Annotated in this window: 13 protein-coding genes and 1 pseudogene; 6 read left to right on the top strand and 8 right to left on the bottom strand. The window is 63.8% G+C overall.

Going from position 1 to position 16,432, the window contains the following annotated elements; genetic code table 11:
- Window positions 1–464: 464 nt before the first annotated feature.
- Window positions 465–2,072, top strand: coding sequence for a phytoene desaturase family protein (locus tag CWO89_RS26805; RefSeq protein WP_130581638.1), 1,608 nt, complete (start codon window positions 465–467; stop codon window positions 2,070–2,072).
- 58 nt (window positions 2,073–2,130) lie between these two features.
- Here CWO89_RS26805 and CWO89_RS26800 read toward each other — a convergent pair whose 3' ends face one another.
- Window positions 2,131–2,412, bottom strand: a complete 282-nt coding sequence (locus CWO89_RS26800) for a hypothetical protein (RefSeq protein ID WP_130581637.1) — start codon at window positions 2,410–2,412, stop codon at window positions 2,131–2,133.
- Window positions 2,413–2,653: 241 nt separating this feature from the next.
- Window positions 2,654–2,983 carry an H-NS histone family protein gene (locus CWO89_RS26795; RefSeq protein WP_245476605.1) on the bottom strand — a complete coding sequence of 110 codons (330 nt, stop codon included), beginning with the start codon at window positions 2,981–2,983 and terminating at the stop codon, window positions 2,654–2,656.
- A gap of 623 nt (window positions 2,984–3,606) precedes the next feature.
- Between CWO89_RS26795 and CWO89_RS26790 the strand changes: the two genes are divergently transcribed.
- Window positions 3,607–4,494, top strand: a complete 888-nt coding sequence (locus tag CWO89_RS26790) for a 50S ribosomal protein L11 methyltransferase (RefSeq protein ID WP_130581636.1) — start codon at window positions 3,607–3,609, stop codon at window positions 4,492–4,494.
- Window positions 4,495–4,841: 347 nt separating this feature from the next.
- Complete coding sequence (locus CWO89_RS48115; RefSeq protein WP_245476604.1) at window positions 4,842–5,003, top strand: hypothetical protein; 162 nt, start codon at window positions 4,842–4,844, stop codon at window positions 5,001–5,003.
- 31 nt (window positions 5,004–5,034) lie between these two features.
- Here the strand turns inward: CWO89_RS48115 and CWO89_RS26780 are convergent, their stop codons facing one another.
- Window positions 5,035–5,220: a hypothetical protein gene (locus CWO89_RS26780; RefSeq protein ID WP_130581634.1), complete on the bottom strand. Its 186-nt coding sequence runs from the start codon at window positions 5,218–5,220 to the stop codon at window positions 5,035–5,037.
- Window positions 5,221–5,512: 292 nt separating this feature from the next.
- Between CWO89_RS26780 and CWO89_RS26770 the strand changes: the two genes are divergently transcribed.
- Together CWO89_RS26770 and CWO89_RS26765 are read left to right on the top strand one after the other, a co-directional pair.
- Window positions 5,513–7,342, top strand: a complete 1,830-nt coding sequence (locus CWO89_RS26770; protein WP_130581632.1) for an aminopeptidase P family protein — start codon at window positions 5,513–5,515, stop codon at window positions 7,340–7,342.
- Between the two features lie 276 nt (window positions 7,343–7,618).
- Window positions 7,619–8,896 carry a multidrug effflux MFS transporter gene (locus CWO89_RS26765; RefSeq protein WP_130581631.1) on the top strand — a complete coding sequence of 426 codons (1,278 nt, stop codon included), beginning with the start codon at window positions 7,619–7,621 and terminating at the stop codon, window positions 8,894–8,896.
- A gap of 101 nt (window positions 8,897–8,997) precedes the next feature.
- Here CWO89_RS26765 and ligA read toward each other — a convergent pair whose 3' ends face one another.
- Window positions 8,998–11,145 (bottom strand): NAD-dependent DNA ligase LigA, encoded by a 2,148-nt coding sequence (gene ligA, locus CWO89_RS26760; protein ID WP_165421358.1) that lies wholly within the window; start codon window positions 11,143–11,145, stop codon window positions 8,998–9,000.
- Window positions 11,146–11,223: 78 nt separating this feature from the next.
- Between ligA and CWO89_RS26755 the strand changes: the two genes are divergently transcribed.
- Entirely contained in the window at window positions 11,224–11,511 is a 288-nt protein-coding gene (locus tag CWO89_RS26755; protein ID WP_130581639.1) for a GIY-YIG nuclease family protein, read from the top strand.
- Window positions 11,512–11,604: 93 nt separating this feature from the next.
- Here the strand turns inward: CWO89_RS26755 and recN are convergent, their stop codons facing one another.
- The 4 genes and pseudogenes from recN to CWO89_RS26735 all read right to left on the bottom strand — a co-directional run.
- The gene (gene recN, locus CWO89_RS26750; RefSeq protein ID WP_130581629.1) at window positions 11,605–13,278 is read right to left on the bottom strand and encodes a DNA repair protein RecN; all 1,674 of its coding nucleotides are present in this window, start codon (window positions 13,276–13,278) and stop codon (window positions 11,605–11,607) included.
- Between the two features lie 18 nt (window positions 13,279–13,296).
- Entirely contained in the window at window positions 13,297–14,193 is an 897-nt protein-coding gene (locus CWO89_RS26745) for an outer membrane protein assembly factor BamD (RefSeq protein WP_130581628.1), read from the bottom strand.
- Window positions 14,194–14,538: 345 nt separating this feature from the next.
- Window positions 14,539–15,498 carry a UDP-3-O-acyl-N-acetylglucosamine deacetylase gene (gene lpxC / locus CWO89_RS26740; protein WP_130581627.1) on the bottom strand — a complete coding sequence of 320 codons (960 nt, stop codon included), beginning with the start codon at window positions 15,496–15,498 and terminating at the stop codon, window positions 14,539–14,541.
- A gap of 352 nt (window positions 15,499–15,850) precedes the next feature.
- A pseudogene (locus tag CWO89_RS26735) lies at window positions 15,851–16,432 on the bottom strand (cell division protein FtsZ); the annotation flags it as partial.

The following is a 16,432-nucleotide window of genomic DNA, read 5'->3' as shown; positions in this document are numbered from 1 at the left end:
CTTAAATCACTGATTTGCCCGACGGCGAAAGCGGTTTATTTTTCGCTGCAAGGATGGACAGACTTTTGCTGATTTGCCCGACGGGTTGTTATGTCGCACCCAAAGCATCCAGATCGTCATTGCGAGCCAACGGGTCGCGCGAACGCGCGCGCGATGACAGGCTCCGCGAAGCAATCCATAGCGCCGCAAGCGGAGGCATAGATTGCTTCGCTCCGCTCGCAATGACGGGGGGTGTCATTCCGGGGCGTCCGAAGGACGAGCCCGGAATCCATTTCGCCGCTTGCGCCCGTGGATAAATGGATTCCGGGCTCGCGCCAAAAGGCGCGCCCCGGAATGACGGAGAGGTTGGCGGGCTCACGCCGGGAGGCGATCCCTGGAATGACGACCGGGGTGAGTGGCGAAATTACTAGTGGCTTGTGCGCAACGATGGGTTACTGGCAAGCTCCTGAGAAAATGAAGCGGACATGAACGAAACGGACGTCGTCATCATCGGTGCGGGGCACAACGGCCTCACCTGCGCGGCCTATCTCGCGATGGCGGGGTTGCGCGTGAAAGTGGTCGAGCGCCGCAAGGTGGTGGGCGGTGCTGCGGTGACGGAGGAATTCCATCCCGGGTTCCGCAACTCGGTCGCGGCCTATACGGTCAGCCTGCTCAACCCCAAGGTGACTGCCGATCTCGGGCTCGCCGAGCATGGCCTGCGGATCGTCGAGCGCCGTGCGCAAAATTTTCTGCCGTCCCCTGACGGCAGCCATCTCCTCACCGGCGAAGGCCGCACCACGGAATCCGTCGCCAGGCTCAGCGCGCATGATGCGGAGGAGATCGGCATCTTCTCGCGCCAATTAGAGGCGATCGCCGACGTGCTGCGCCAGTTCGTGCTGCGCGCGCCGCCGAACATCGTCGAGGGGTTTGGCGCCGACGCGCTCCGCGAGGCCTTCAACGCGCTCGGCTCCGCCAACCTCTTGCGCAAGCTCTCGCTGGAACAGCAGCGCGACCTGCTCGACCTCTTCACCCGCTCGGCCGGCGAAATGCTGGACGAGCGGTTCGAGAACGATTTGGTGAAAGCGCTGTTCGGCTTTGACGCCATCGTCGGCAATTATGCGAGCCCCTATGCCGCGGGCTCGGCTTACGTGATGCTGCACCACGCCTTCGGCGAGGTGAATGGCAAGAAGGGCGTGTGGGGCCACGCGGTCGGCGGCATGGGCGCGATCACGCAGGCGATGGCGGCGGCGGCACGCGCGCATGGCGCCGAGATCGAACTGGATGCCGGCGTGCGCGAGGTGCTGGTCAAGAACGGCCGCGCCGCCGGCGTCGTGCTCGACAACGGCACCACCATCCGCGCCAGATATGTCGCCGCCAACGTCAATCCGAAACTGCTCTACACGCGGCTGATGCCGGCGGGCGCGCTGGCGCCGGAATTCTTGCAGCGCATGTCGCGCTGGCGCAACGGCTCCGGCACCTTTCGCATGAATGTCGCGTTGAGCGCCCTGCCCTCCTTCACCGCGTTGCCGGGCGCAGGCGACCACCTCACCGCCGGCATCATCATCGCGCCGAGCCTCTCCTATATGGACCGCGCGTGGCTTGATGCGCGCAGCTTTGGCTGGAGCCGCGAGCCCATCGTCGAAATGCTGATCCCCTCGACGCTGGACGACTCGCTGGCGCCGGCTGGGCAGCATGTCGCGAGCCTGTTCTGCCAGCACGTCGCGCCGGAACTGCCCGACGGCAAATCCTGGGACGACCATCGCGATGAGGTCGCCGACCTCATGATCGCGACGGTCGACAGATACGCCCCCGGCTTTGCCGCAAGCGTGATCGGCCGGCAGGTGCTCTCCCCGCTCGACCTGGAGCGGCAATTCGGCCTATTGGGCGGCGATATCTTCCACGGCGCGCTGACGCTGAACCAGCTCTTCTCCGCCCGTCCGATGCTCGGCCATGCCGACTACCGCGGCCCCGTGAGGGGGCTCTATCACTGCGGCTCCGGCGCCCATCCCGGCGGCGGCGTCACCGGCGCACCCGGTCACAACGCCGCGCAGGTGATCCTGGGCGATCATCGCTCCCTGTTCGCAAGGCGTTGAAAAGCCTGTGGACGGCCTGTGGATATCAGGTGGAAGCCGATGTGCATCCACCACCCGGTCAGGCTGCCACGGGCTGCGACAGGTCGCGATCGTCGGTAAACAGCGTTTCGAGCAGTTTCACGAGCTGCTCCCGCGCTTGGCCCCCTTGGCTCGGCTGCTCCAGGAATTCCGCGAGCTCGACCTCGTCGGTCTCAATGGCATACCCGGCGCCGCGGAAGTCACCCCGCTTCTTTTCGTGCTCGACGAACAGCCGGCGGGTTTCGGTATCAAATGCCAGGCGCCAGCGGTCCTCGTCGACACCTTCAGAGCGCTGATAGAGCGGCCGTCTTAACAGGGACATGGGACCCTCCTTTTTTTGGCAGCCTATCACGACGTCGCTTGCTTCACCTCCTCCCGCTTGCTTGCGAGAGATGGAGCGCAGCATCCATCGCGGCAGCATTTCAACCTGATCGGATCATGCTCTAAGTCTAGGTGGAGAACCCTGTTGAAAACCCCGGTATTCTCGGCTGGCAACTTCTCCATGACGGCCGTGCGACGCTCCAGAAAGCAAAAGCGTCGCGAACTGCGATGACCGATCTGGTTTAGCGCCGCTTGCGGCCGGGGCGATCGATGAGGAAATCGTCCAGCTTGGAGCCGGCACCAAGTCGCTTTGTCAGCCATAGAGGACGTTTGCCGCGACCCGACCACGTCTCTCCAGGGTTTTTCGGGTTCCGATATTTGGGGAGGACTTTTGGATAAGGACGGCGGCTGCGATCGGGTTTCGCAGCTTCGTCAGACGACCGAAGCTTGCGTAGCCGGTCCTCAAGCGTGGCTTTCTCGCTGACTATTCGTTGCGTCAGCTCAGCCGCTACTTGTTCATGGAGCGCCCACAGTTGGTCTGTGGACATGGATCGGAAGCCGTTACGTTTCATCGAGTCGCGCCCAGGAATAAATACAGAGCGCACTTACCAATCACGCCGGACGCAAACAAGCGTCCCGGTACCATTTGGCGCATCACTTACAGGGAGAAGTTCCGCTTCCGGTTCTCAAGACATCGGACTCGCGCATTCAAGCGGCTACGATGAAGTCCTGTTCTGATGCTTCGAGGCCGTCCGGACGATGTTTGCCGTCGCCTGGCAAGCGCCCTCGCTTCCGCCTCTCGCACCTGTCGTCGAAGATCGTGAAGTTCAGCAATGCGTTGCGCCATCAGCTTCAAGGTCTTGCGAAGAATTTCGGCCCACGTCCTTTTGCAACCACTCATGATCACTCCCGGACAAAACTACTATAAATTTAATTAAAACAACGGGTTACGATCATGCATTGTTTGGGTGAACTTTCAATTACGGGACAAATACGGAGTTTTGGGCGCACAGGCCCGCCCGCGCAGCCATGTCGGGCCCTTCCGCTCAAGCCGCGGCTGCGCCAATGGAGGTTCGCCTTTTCAGCCGCCCGCGGCTGAGCCGAGCAGAGAGTTCCTCGAAGTTTCGGCTCCCTGCTGATAATGCGATCGTGGTTAATGCTGATGTTCCAGATGAAGTCGAAACGGTCACCCTAAATGCTTCCGAAACCCACCCATCGCGCGAGCCTCGCGCTTCCCGACGAGCAGACCGCCAAGCGGCTGGTCGACACGCTGACCGAAATATTCTTCGAGGGCGAGACGGCGATTGCCGCATTCGAGCGGCCGGACGGGCGCTGGGAGGTCACCGCGCATTTTGCCGATGCTCCGGATCAGGCGCTGATGCGCGAGCTCGTCGCCAATACGGCTGGCGACGACCTTGCCAAGACCATTGCCTTCGACACCGTCGAGGCCAAGGACTGGGTCAAGGCCAGCCTCGAGGACCTCGTCCCCGTCCCCGCCGGGCGCTTCGTCGTGCACGGCCAGCACGACCGCGCCCGCGTGCCGCCGAACAAGCTCGGCATCGAGATCGAGGCCGCGCTGGCCTTCGGCACCGGCCACCATGGCACCACGCGTGGCTGCCTCTTGCTGCTCGATCACGTGCTGAAGGCGCACCATCCGCGCCGCGTGCTCGACCTCGGCACCGGCACCGGTGTGCTGGCGATCGCCGCGGCGAAAGCGCTGCACGGCGCCGTGCTGGCAAGCGACATCGATCCGCCATCGGTCAACGTCGCACGCGAGAATGCCGAGTTGAACAAGACCGGCCACCTCGTGACGATGATCCGCGCCACCGGCTTCTCGGCGCCGCAATTTTCCGAGCACGGTCCGTTCGACCTCGTGCTCGCAAACATCCTCGCCAATCCGCTGCGGCAATTGGCGGGCCCGATGGCGCGGCATCTCGCGCCTTCAGCGCTGGTGATCCTGTCGGGGCTCTTGACGCACCAGGCGCCAAGCGTGATCGCCGCCTATCGCGCGCGTGGGCTGGTGCCGTTACGGCATCTGAGAATCGAGGGATGGAGCAGCCTGCTGCTGCGCTCGGTTAAGTGAGCCCTCTGGCAAGGGAATGCGGCGATTGCACGCTTTGCTGCAAGGTCATGGCGATCGAGACGCTCGCGAAGCCGGCAGCAGCGTGGTGCCCGGAATGCAAGCCTGGGCGCGGATGCCAGAGCTATGAGAACCGACCGGCTGAGTGCCGATCCTTCAATTGCCTGTGGTTGATCGATCAGCGATTCGGACCGCACTGGAAGCCGAACAGGTCGAAACTTGTGCTGACGGCCTCGCAGGACGGGATCGAAATCCGGTGCGATCCTGGCTTTCCTGACGCTTGGCGACGGGAGCCATTTCGAAGCGAGATCGCAAAGCTCGCTGTTTCCGGCGAGGAGCATGACGTCACGGTGCTGGTCATCATCGGAGCAAAGATGATGCTCGTGACGCCCGATCGCGAGTTCGATCTGGGTGTCGTTGGACCGCACCAAAGGATCGTTCGGGAACTGGAAGGAAAGCGGGTGATCGGCGCAACCGTGGCGAAGGCTTCCAATCTGGACGAACGAATGTGAAGTGAACCTCGCGGTCGGTCGCAAGAAACGCCTATTCGGCTGCCTTGTTCTTGCCGAGGGCTGTCTCGCTCTTCTCCGCCTTGAGCCGGCGCCTGACGCGCCGTTCGACAAAGCGATCCAGGATCTGGACGATGACACCGCGCTGCTTCTGTTCGATGGGAGCAATCGGGCCGCGGCGGACCGGCGGCGAAATCTTCTCAAAGCTGAAAGCAGGCATCGTGTATCCCCTCGCCGTTGAGTTGAGACACTCCTGGAAGCCTCCCCGGGCATCGTTATCGAACGGCTTGCCTTGAAAACCGTTCCGTCTTTTCTAGAGCTTCGGTTCTGATTGAATCAGAACCGAAGCTCTAGATTCTTGTTTTGACCCGTTTTCTTCACGCGAACCGGTACCCACTTCGCTCGAAAACGCTCTAAACCTGCATGACGGTATTGAAGCATAACTTATGCCAAATTGTGGCGATATCCGCTTACATTGCGGACCTGTCCACGCAATCATAAAGTGACCAACGATGTCCGAGGCCCATTTCCAGACGTTCGAAGAACCCGAAGGCGGCGTGGCGCTGACGGCGCGGCTGGCCGCGTTCCGCGAGGAATTGGCGCGGCGGAAGCTGACCGGCTTCGTCATTCCCCGCGCCGACCAGCAGCAGAATGAATATGTTGCGCCATCCGAGGAGCGGCTGGCGTGGCTGACCGGTTTTACCGGATCCGCAGGACTTGCGATCGTGCTGATGCAGGAAGCCGCCCTGTTCGTGGATGGACGCTACACGCTGCAGGCGGGCAAGCAGGTCGACCAGAAGGCCTGGCAAATCCAGCCGCTGGTCGATCCGCCGCCGGAACACTGGCTGACAAAACATCTTTCCGCCGGCGACCGCCTAGGATTTGACCCGTGGCTGCACACTTCTGCGGCAGCCGAGCGTCTCGCGGCGGCGTGCGCCAAGGCCGGTGCCGATCTGGTTGCGGTCGACAGCAACCCCGTCGATGCGATCTGGACCGAGCGACCGCGCCCGCCGCTCGGGCCGGTCACCATCCACGGCCTGCGATTCGCCGGCGAGGCGGAGGCCATAAAGCTGGAGCGGATCAGGGACGAGATCAACAAGCTCGGCGTCGACGCGCTGGTGCTGTCGGACAGCCACGCAGTGGCCTGGACGTTCAATATCCGCGGCGCCGACGTCTCGCATACGCCGCTGCCGCTCTCCTACGCGCTGGTGCCGAGAGAGGGCCGGCCGACGGTGTTCATCGATCACCGCAAGCTTTCGAACCTCACGCGCGACCATCTCGAGCAATCCGCCGATGTCGACGAGCCGGACCGGCTCACCATGAAGCTGACCGAGCTCGCGCAGCGCGGCGCCGCGATCGCGCTCGACAATGCGACCGCGGCCGAGGCGCTGAACCGCCTGATCACCACCGCGGGCGGCAAGCCGGTGCGCGGCAGCGATCCGGTGAGCCTGTTGAAGGCCGTGAAGAACGCCGCGGAGATCCAGGGCACGCGAACTGCACATCAGCGCGACGCGGTGGCGCTGGCGCGCTTCCTGGCCTGGATCGACCGCGAGGCGCCCTCGGGCGGGCTCACCGAGATCGACACCGTCGAGGCGCTGGAGACCTTCCGCCGCGAGACCGGCGCGCTGAAGGATGTTTCATTCCCGACCATCGCCGGCACCGGGCCGAACGGCGCCATCGTGCACTACCGCGTCACCCGCAAGAGCAACCGCCGGATCGCATCCGGCGATCTGCTCTTGATCGATTCCGGCGCGCAATACGAGGACGGCACCACTGACGTCACCCGCACCATCGCGATTGGTAAGCCGACAGCGGAGATGCGCGACCGCTTCACCCGGGTGCTGCGCGGCCATATCGCGATTGCGCGCGCGGCGTTCCCCGACGGCACCACCGGCGCGCAGCTCGACACGCTGGCGCGGCAATATCTCTGGCAGGCCGGCATCGATTTCGAGCACGGCACCGGCCATGGCGTCGGCAGCTATCTTTCCGTGCATGAGGGGCCGGCGAGAATCTCAAAGCTCGGCACCACGCCGCTGAAGCGCGGCATGATCCTCTCCAACGAGCCCGGCTACTACAAGACCGATGCCTACGGCATCCGGATCGAGAACCTCGAGCTCGTGATCGGCATCGACATATCAGGCGCCGAAAAGCCGATGAACGCATTCGAAACGCTGACGCTGGCGCCGATCGACCGCCGGCTGATCGACGTGACGATGCTGAGCGAGGCCGAGCTGAAATGGCTCAACGACTATCATGCCCGCGTCAAGGCCGAGGTACGCCCGCAGCTCGACGATGACGCCACGCAACAGTGGCTCGATGAGGCGACGGCGGCGCTGAAGTAAGCGCCCGCTATCTTCCCCGTCATTCCCCGCCTTCGGCGAGCCCGATGACAAGCTCCGGCAGGGAATCCAGTACGCCGCGGCGTCGCGGGTCTAATTTCAATCTCCGAAATACTGCATCATTCGCCTTCACGGATGATGACAGTGGAGGCAGGTGCTTGCCGCAAAGGCACCGCTTCATCACCGCCTCCCGGAATCGACATAGCCGCATGCTGAAACATCCGTATTCGCATCTGCGCATCTCGTTACATTCGCCCCCACGAAAGGATGCGAAGCTGAATGCATGGCGTGATGGGCAAGCCGCCCGACGCGGCAACGAAGGACATCGCGACATCGAAGCTCATGCTGCTGTTGCTCGTCGCGATGACGGGCGTGGCGCCTATCTCGCTCTATATGCTGGTGCCGGCGCTGCCGGTGCTGGCGACGACGTTCGGCCGCGACATCTCGATCGCGCAGATGACGGTGTCGCTGTTCATGGTCGGCATCGCCTGCTCGCAGCTCATCATGGGCCCGCTGTCGGACAAGTTCGGGCGGCGGCCGGTGCTGCTGGCCGGCCTCGGCCTGATGGTGGTGGCTGGTATCGGAAGCATTTTCGCGGAAACCCTCCCGCAACTGATCGCGGCACGCTTCTTCCAGGCGCTCGGCGGCGCCAGCGGCATGGTGGTGAGCCGCGCCATCATCCGCGATCTCTATAGCCGCGACCGCGTCGGCGCCATGATCAGCCTGGTGATCGCGGTGATGATGATCGCGCAGATGCTGAGCCCCTTGACCGGCGGCCTCTTGGAGACCGCGTTCGGCTGGCGCGCGATCTTCTATGCCATCACCGCGGGCTCGCTCGCGGTCGCCGTCGGCATCGCGCTGGCGCTGCCGGAGACGCGTCGCGTCCGCAGCGACGACAGCAACTTCCGCCGCGATGTCGGCAGCCTGATCAAGAGCCGCGCCTTCATCGGCTATGTGCTGTGCCAGGTGCTGGCCTCGCAGATCATCTTCACCTTCGCCGGCGGCGGCCCCTACATCGTGGTGACCCAGATGGGACGCACCAGCGCCGAATATGGCGCGTGGTTCGCGACCACGGGCTTTGCTTATCTCGTCGGCAATTTGCTCTGCGTACGCTTCGCGCCGCGCCACTCGTTGGAACGGCTGATCTGGTTCGGGCTCGCGCTGCAACTCGGCGGCAGCCTCCTGAACCTCATCTTTAGCTTCACCGGGGTCAACCAGGCCCCGCTCTGGCTGTTCGGCACCCAGATGATCGTGATGGCCGGCAACGCCTTCGTGATGGCGAACTCGGCGGCCGGCGCGATCAGCGTCCGCCCCGAAGCCGCCGGCACCGCCTCCGGCGCGATGGGATTCCTGCAGCAGGGCGTCGGCTCGCTGGTATCGCAGTTCGGCGCCTATCTCGGCGGCCATTCCACCACCACGCTGCCGCTGACGAGCGCGATCCTCGTCATCTCGATCGCATGCGCATCGAGCATGATTTTTCTCGTGCCACGGCGAAACGTGGTGGTGACCGAGGCACTGATCGAGCGGGCGGAGGAGGACGAAGCGGGGATGATGTAGCTGTTGTGCGTCGTTCCGGGGCGATGCGAAGCATCGAACCCGGAACCTCGAGATTCCGGGTCTGGTCCTTCGGACCATCCCGGAATGACAACCAGGTCACTTCACTCCCCGATCAGCTTCAGCCATTCGTCCTCGGTCAGCACGGCCACGCCGTGCTTCTTGGCTTCCGCGAGCTTCGATCCCGCGCCGGGACCTGCGACCACGTAGTCCGTCTTCTTCGACACTGAGCTTGCCGCCTTCGCGCCCAATCGCTCGGCGGTCGCCTTGGCCTCGTCGCGCGTCATCTTCTCCAGCGAGCCGGTGAACACGACGGTCTTGCCGGCGACCGCCGAATTGCTCTTCGGCTTTTCGGTATCGATGATCTCGTCGAGCTCCTTGACCAGCCGCTCGACGATGCCGCGGTTGTGGCTCTCGCCGAAATAGGCGGCGACGCTCTTGATCACGGTGTCGCCGATCTGGTCGAGCGCATCCATCTCCGCGATCGCTTCCTCGTCACCCTTCGCAACCCGCAGGCAGGCATCGTGGAACGCCTCCCATGAGCCGTAGCCGCGCGCCAGCGCCAGCGCCGTGGTCTCGCCGACATGGCGCATGCCGAGCGCGTAGATGAAGCGCTCCAGCGCGATCCGGCGCCGGCTCTCGATCGCTGCGAACAGGTTGCGCACCGAGGTTTCGCCGTAACCCTCGATCTCTTCGAGCTTGAGCTTCTGGTTGCGCTTGGGCAGCGTGAAGATATCGGCGGGCTCCCGCACCCATTCCTTATCGAAGAAGAATTCGAGCTGCTTCTCGCCGAGCCCATCGATGTCGAAGGCACGGCGCGAGACGAACAGTTTCAGGTGCTCGATCTTCTGGAACGGACAGGCGAACTCGCCGGTGCAGCGGGCGCGCGCACCCTCCTCGCCGGTCGCGGTCTCCTCGCGCACGACGTCGGTATGCAGCGGGCACGGGCACTTCTTCGGGAAGTGAAACTCTTTGGCGTTCTTCGGCCGCTTGTCGATGACGACGTCGACCACTTGCGGAATCACGTCACCGGCGCGCTGGATCACCACGGTATCGCCGATCCGGATGTCGCGGCCCTCTCGCAACTGCTCGCCGTGACCACCGATGCCCTTGATGTAGTCCTCGTTATGCAGCGTGACGTTCTGCACGATGACGCCGCCGACGCCGACCGGCTCGAGCTTGCCGACCGGCGTGAACGAGCCGGTGCGCCCGACCTGGATCTCGATATCGCGCAGCACGGTCATCGCCCGTTCGGCCGGGAATTTATGCGCGATCGCCCAGCGCGGCGTGCGCGAGATAAAACCGAGCCGCTCCTCCCAGTCGATGCGGTCGACCTTGTAGACAACGCCATCAATGTCGTAGTCGAGCTCGGCGCGCTGCTCCTCGATCTTGTGATGGAAGGCAAGCAGCTCATCGACCGAGTGACAGAGCTTGGTCAGCGGATTGGTCTTGAAGCCGCAGCGCTCGAACCAATGGATCATGCCGGTCTGCGTGTCCTCCGGCATCGCGCTCATCTGGCCCCAGGCATAGGCGAAGAAGCCGAGCGGCCGCGAAGCGGTGATGCCAGGGTCCTTCTGACGCAACGAGCCCGCGGCCGAATTACGCGGATTGGCAAAGACGGTATCGCCGGCGGCCTTCTGGCGTTCGTTGAGCGCAAGGAAGGCCTTCTTGGTCATGTAGACTTCGCCGCGCACCTCGCAGATCTCGGGCACGTTGCGGCCCTTCAACCTCTCGGGGACATCCTCGAGCGTCCGGATGTTGGCGGTGACGTCTTCGCCCTCGGCGCCATCGCCGCGGGTCGCGGCTGTGACGAGCTCGCCGCCCTCATAGCGCAGCGACATCGAGAGGCCGTCGATCTTCGGCTCGGCGGAGAAATCGATCTTGTCGTCACCAAGCCGCAGGAAGCGCACGATACGATCGACGAAGTCGCGCACGTCGCTCTCGGCAAAGGCGTTGTCGAGCGACAGCATCGGCAGCGAATGCCGCACTTTCTTGAAGCGTCCCGACGGTGCGGCGCCGACCTTCTGCGATGGCGAATCAGGGGTGACGAAGTCGGGAAAGCGTTTCTCGATCGCGTTGTAGCGCTGGCGCAGCGCGTCATACTCGGCGTCGGTGACGGTGGGCGCGTCTTCCTGGTAATAGCGCCGGTCGTGCGCCTCCAGTTCGAGCGCGAGCCGCGTATGCTCGACCTTGGCCTGCGCCTTGGTGAGCTTGTCGACGTCGGGAAGGACTGTTTTTTTGGACTTGGCCATGATGCCCGTTATAGTTCGTCATTCCGGGATGGTCCGAAGGACCAGACCCGGAATCTAGAGGTTATGCACACCGCTATCATGGCTTACTACGTCTATATTCTTGCGAGCCGAAAGGATGGAGCGACCTATATTGGCGTGACCAACGACCTCGTACGCCGCGTCTATGAACATCGAACCAAGGCGGTCCGTGGCTTCGCTTCCAAATACAATATCACACGGCTGGTATGGTTCGAAATCTATGACGATCCGATCTCCGCGATCTCGCGCGAGAAGGAGCTCAAGAGGTGGAAGCGAAGTTGGAAGGTGCAGCTGATCGAAACGAATAACCCCGAGTGGAACGATCTGTACGAGTCGATCTGTAACTAATCTCGTCATTCCGGGGCGGTCCGTTAGGACCGAACCCGGAATCTCGAGATTCCGGGTTCAATGCTTCGCATCGCCCCGGAATGACGGAGAGAGTTACGCGGTGGCCGCGCGCAACAGGCGCTCCGCGGCCGCGCGCGCTTCGGCGGTGATCTCGGCGCCGGCGAGCATGCGGGCGATTTCCTCGCGGCGGTGGTCGGCGGCGAGCGCGTTGACGCGGGTGGCGACGCGCTTGCCCTTGTCGAGCGCGTCCTTGGAAATGAGCAAATGCTGGCTGGCGCGGGCTGCGACCTGCGGCGCATGCGTGACCGCCATCACCTGCACCTTGTCGGCCAGCCGCGACAGCCGCCCACCGATCGCATCCGCCACAGCGCCGCCAACGCCGGTGTCGATCTCGTCGAACACCAGCGTCGGCGCCGAGCCACGGTCGGACAGCACGACCTTCAGCGCCAACAGGAAGCGCGACAGCTCGCCGCCGGAAGCGACCTTCATCAGCGGCCCCGGCTTTGTCCCCGGATTGGTCTGGACCCAGAACTCGACGCGGTCGATGCCTTCCGGCCCGGGCGAGGCCGCATCGGTCTCGACCTGCGTCATGAACTTCGCGCGCTCGAGCTTCAGCGGCGCCAGTTCGGCGTTAACGGCCTTGTTGAGCTTTTCGGCGGATTTGGTCCGCGCCATCGACAGTTTGGCTGCCGCGGCAGCATAGCGCTTGTCGGTCTCTTCAGCCGCGGCCTCGAGCTTCTTCAACCGATCGGCGCCGGCATCGATCAGCGCAATGTCGGCGGCATATTTGCTGGCGAGTGCGGCCAATCCATCGACCGGCGTCGCATATTTGCGCGAGGCGGCGCGCAGCGCGAACAGGCGCTCTTCGATGCGCTCGAGCTCGGCCGGATCGAAGTCGGCCGCCGCAAGCGCAGCGTTGAGGTGCTGATCGGCCTCTTCGAGCGCGTTGATGGCGGCATCGATCGCCTTCACCGCGGGCTCGACCAGTGACGGCGAGCTGCCAGCGCGGCGCTCAAGGCGGCGCACAGCGGCCGACAGCGCGGCCACCGGCGAATGAGGGCCCGAGATCGCCTCCTGCGCTTCGCGCAGATCGGTAGCGATCTTCTCGCCCTGCATCATGGTGGTGCGGCGGTTGGCGAGCTCGGTCTCCTCACCGTCCTTCGGCGCCAGCGTCTTCAGTTCCTGCGAGGCGTGGCGCAGATAATCGGCCTCGCGCGCGGCGCGTTCCATGCCGGCGCGATGCTCCTCCAGCGCGGCGTTGGCGCTGCGCCGTGCCTCCCACAGCGATTCCAGCGCCGCCACATCCTTCTCGAGCCCCGCAAAGGCGTCAAGCAGCCGCCGGTGGGTCGAGGCATCGACCAGGGCGCGCTCGTCATGCTGGCCGTGAATCTCGACCAGCGCGGCGCCCACCGCCTTCAGGGTCTGCACAGAGATCGCCTGGTCGTTGATGAAGGCGCGGGTGCGGCCATCGGCGAGCTGCACGCGGCGCAGGATCATCTCGCCGTTGTCGTCGAGCCCGTTATCGGCCAGCAGCTTTGCCGCCGGGTGATTCTTCGGCACGTCGAAGGTCGCCGTCACCTGCCCCTGCTCGGCGCCGTGCCGCACCAGCCCGGCATCGCCGCGGCCGCCAAGGGCCAGCGCAAATGCATCGAGCAGGATCGATTTGCCCGCGCCGGTTTCGCCGGTCAGCACCGCCAAACCACGGGAGAATTCGATATCGAGCCGTTCGATCAGGACGATGTCACGGATCGACAGACGCGCCAGCATGTGAGGACTATTCCAGGCCTATAATATCTTCTTGAAGGTCCTGCTGATCCAGGAACCCTGATTCTCGCTCGGCTCGAGACCGCCGGACTTTACTAGATTATAGGCGTCCTTGTACCAGCGGCTGTCAGGAAAATTGTGCCCAAGCACAGCGGCGGCGGTCTGCGCCTCGCTCGGGATGCCGATCGCCATATAGGCCTCGGTGAGCCGCGCCAAGGCCTCCTCGACATGCCGCGTGGTCTGATACTGCGTGACCACGGTCTTGAAGCGATTGATCGCGGCAGTGAAGTCCCGCCGCTCCATGTAATAGCGACCGACATTCATCTCGCGGCCAGCGAGCTGGTCGCGCGCGCCCTCGAGCTTGGCCTTGGCGGAGGTCGCATATTCCGAGGTCGGATATTTGCGAATCACCTCTTCCAGCGCCGCGATCGCCTTCTCGGTGCGGGTCTGGTCGCGGGTGATGTCCGGGATCTGGTCGTAATGCGAGGCCGCGATCAGGTATTGCGCGTAGGCCGCGTCCGGACTGCCGGGATGCAAGGTGACGTAACGTGTCGCCGACCCGATGCAGGTATCGTAGTCGCCCTGCTGGTAGGAGGAATAGGCCGACATCAGGAGCGATTTGCGCGCCCAATCGGAATAGGGATGCTGACGGTCCACCTCCTCGAACTTCTTCGAGGCCGCACGAGGATCCTTGCGCTGGTTCATCAGGTACAAGCCCTCATTGTAGAGCTTGTCCGCGGGCTCCTCGTTGAAGGTGTCGTCCTTGGCCAGGAACTTGTCCCACAGCGGACCGGTGCCGCAACCACCCAACGGCAGCGCCAGCACGATCAGGCCCGCGGCCAGCCGCAACAATGATGCCCCTCCGGCGCGGCCGGCTGATGAGGTGCATGATTCGTGCGTGCTACGCGATAACGGCATGAATGTGAGAACCCGGCGCCTTGGAAGCGATTGATGGCGATCTGTCCACGAACGAGGCCATGGACGGAAATTTTCCCCGCGCCTGTGCTGCCCCGTGCAACCGCAGGCCTGTCTAGCCGAAAAACGACCCTCGACCAACCGAATACGGAGCCATTTCGCCCGGATTAAGGCGGCCCCAAGACGGTCACTATCGGCTGTGGTTACTATGGAAATTGCTAGAGCATTTTCGGTTCTGATGGAATCAGAACCGAAGCTCTAGATTCTTGTTTTGACCCGTTTTCTTCATGCGAACCGGTGCCCACTTCGCTCGAAAACGCTCTAGAAAACGCTAACGGAAAGCGGTGTTTAGGACACGTCCGGGCCATAGGCCGGGGCGATCAGGCCGCCGACAGTGGCACTCCCGGCCTCGGCAACGGTGCGGGAACGGCGCGCGGTTTCCGATTCGACCACCCGCCACGCGCTGCGATCGGAAAGCAGCGCGGTCAGCGCGGCATGGTTCAGCTTGTGGCCGCCGCGAACCGAGCGATAGGCGCCCAGGATCGGCAGGCCGGCCAGCGCGAGATCGCCGACCACGTCCAGCACCTTGTGGCGGACGCATTCGTCGCGGAAGCGCAGGCCTTCGGCGTTGAGCAGGCGGGTCTCGTCGAACACCACCGAGTTCTCGAAAGAGGCGCCGAGCGCGAAACCTGCGCTCCACAGCCGCGCCACGTCATTCATGCAGCCGAAGGTGCGGGCACGCGAAATCTCGCGGCGGAAGCTCTCAGCGGAAAGATCGAAACAGTAGCTCTGGCGGCCGATCAAGGGATTGGCAAAGTCGATCTCGACTTCGGCACGGAAGCCGCCGGCAAAGGGACGGAACTCACCGAAGCAGTCGCCGATCGCGACCTGCACCGGCTTCAGCACCTGGAGAACGCGGCGGGCGGCGGATTGGGTGACAATACCGGCCTGATCGACCGCGGCGACGAAGGCCGAAGCGCTGCCGTCCATGATCGGCACTTCCGGACCGTCGATTTCGATGGTGGCGTTGTCGACGCCCATGCCGCGCAGCGCAGCCAGCACGTGTTCGGCGGTCGATACCAGCGGCCCCTCGCGGTCGCCCAGGACGGTCGCGAACTCGGTCGCGATCACGGCATCAGCGGCGGCGTGAACTTCGCGGTCGGCCCCGTCGAGACCCGTCCGGATAAAAGTATAGCCCGCGTCAACGGGAGCAGGTCCAATGGTAAGGCTGACCGGTAAACCGGAGTGAACGCCGACGCCCGTCACGGTGGCCTGCGACCGAAGCGTTGTTTGACGGCTTAATTTCATCCGATATGCGCCCACACTACCCGACGTAACCTAAGACGAGGCGGCCTTACTTCCCCAACCGACTCGCTTAGGCATCCCCAAAGTTGGACAGACCATAGTCACCGCCCGAGAGCGTACAACTCACGCTTCTTTACCGATTGTTACCCCATCTCCGCCGCAATCGCGCCAAGGCTTAACCAAATTACGGAGCGGCCGGACACCCTTTCGGTACCATGACCAAGTCATGGAATACCTGATTAATCATTTAATTTCAGTTACTTGTTTGCCGGGCTATGACCACGGAGACGGTTAAAGAAAAGAGCCCCGGCGGGTTCCGCCGGGGCTCTTTGAATGATCAGGATTGTAACAAAGCTCAGTTTGCCTGCCGGCGCAGGAAGGCCGGGATATCAAGATGGTCATCTCCCTGTGGCGTCGGCGCAACAGGTGCCGGCCGGCCGTGGGGATCCAAACCTTGCGGCGCGGGACGCTTCGCATACTCAGATACCGGGTCGTGCGCCGCGATCTGCTGCGCCACGTTACGCTGCGGCTTGCGCTCGGGTAGCGGCGGCATGGCCGGACCGGAGGCGCGGGCCGCGACCGGGGGCTCGCTCTCCTCCTCGCGGCGGCCGAGGCCGACATTGGCGAGCCGCTGCAAGAGCGACAGGCGGGTCTTCTGCGGATGTTCCTCCTCGGCCTCGCCACGGGCCTGGCGAATCTCGGCCTGGGCCGGCATCGGCAGGTCCTCGAACTTCGGCATCCGCGGCGTGCGCACCGGCGGCCGCTCGGCGGTCGGCGGAATGAAGTTTTCCGGCGTCGCCGGCTCGTGGGCTTCGACCCTGGTCGCTTCCGGATCGGGGAACAGGGTCGGCTTCTGCGCGATCGGGCGGACGGTGACGTCGCCATAGGACGCCGGTTGCATCGGCGCGGCCTGCTGTTCCGGCGACACGGCGGCGGC

It is taken from the genome of Bradyrhizobium sp. Leo170, from assembly GCF_004296405.1.
Taxonomy (GTDB): domain Bacteria; phylum Pseudomonadota; class Alphaproteobacteria; order Rhizobiales; family Xanthobacteraceae; genus Bradyrhizobium.
Note: the sequence above shows the minus strand (reverse complement) of the source record. Positions and strands in the feature narration are given on the sequence as shown.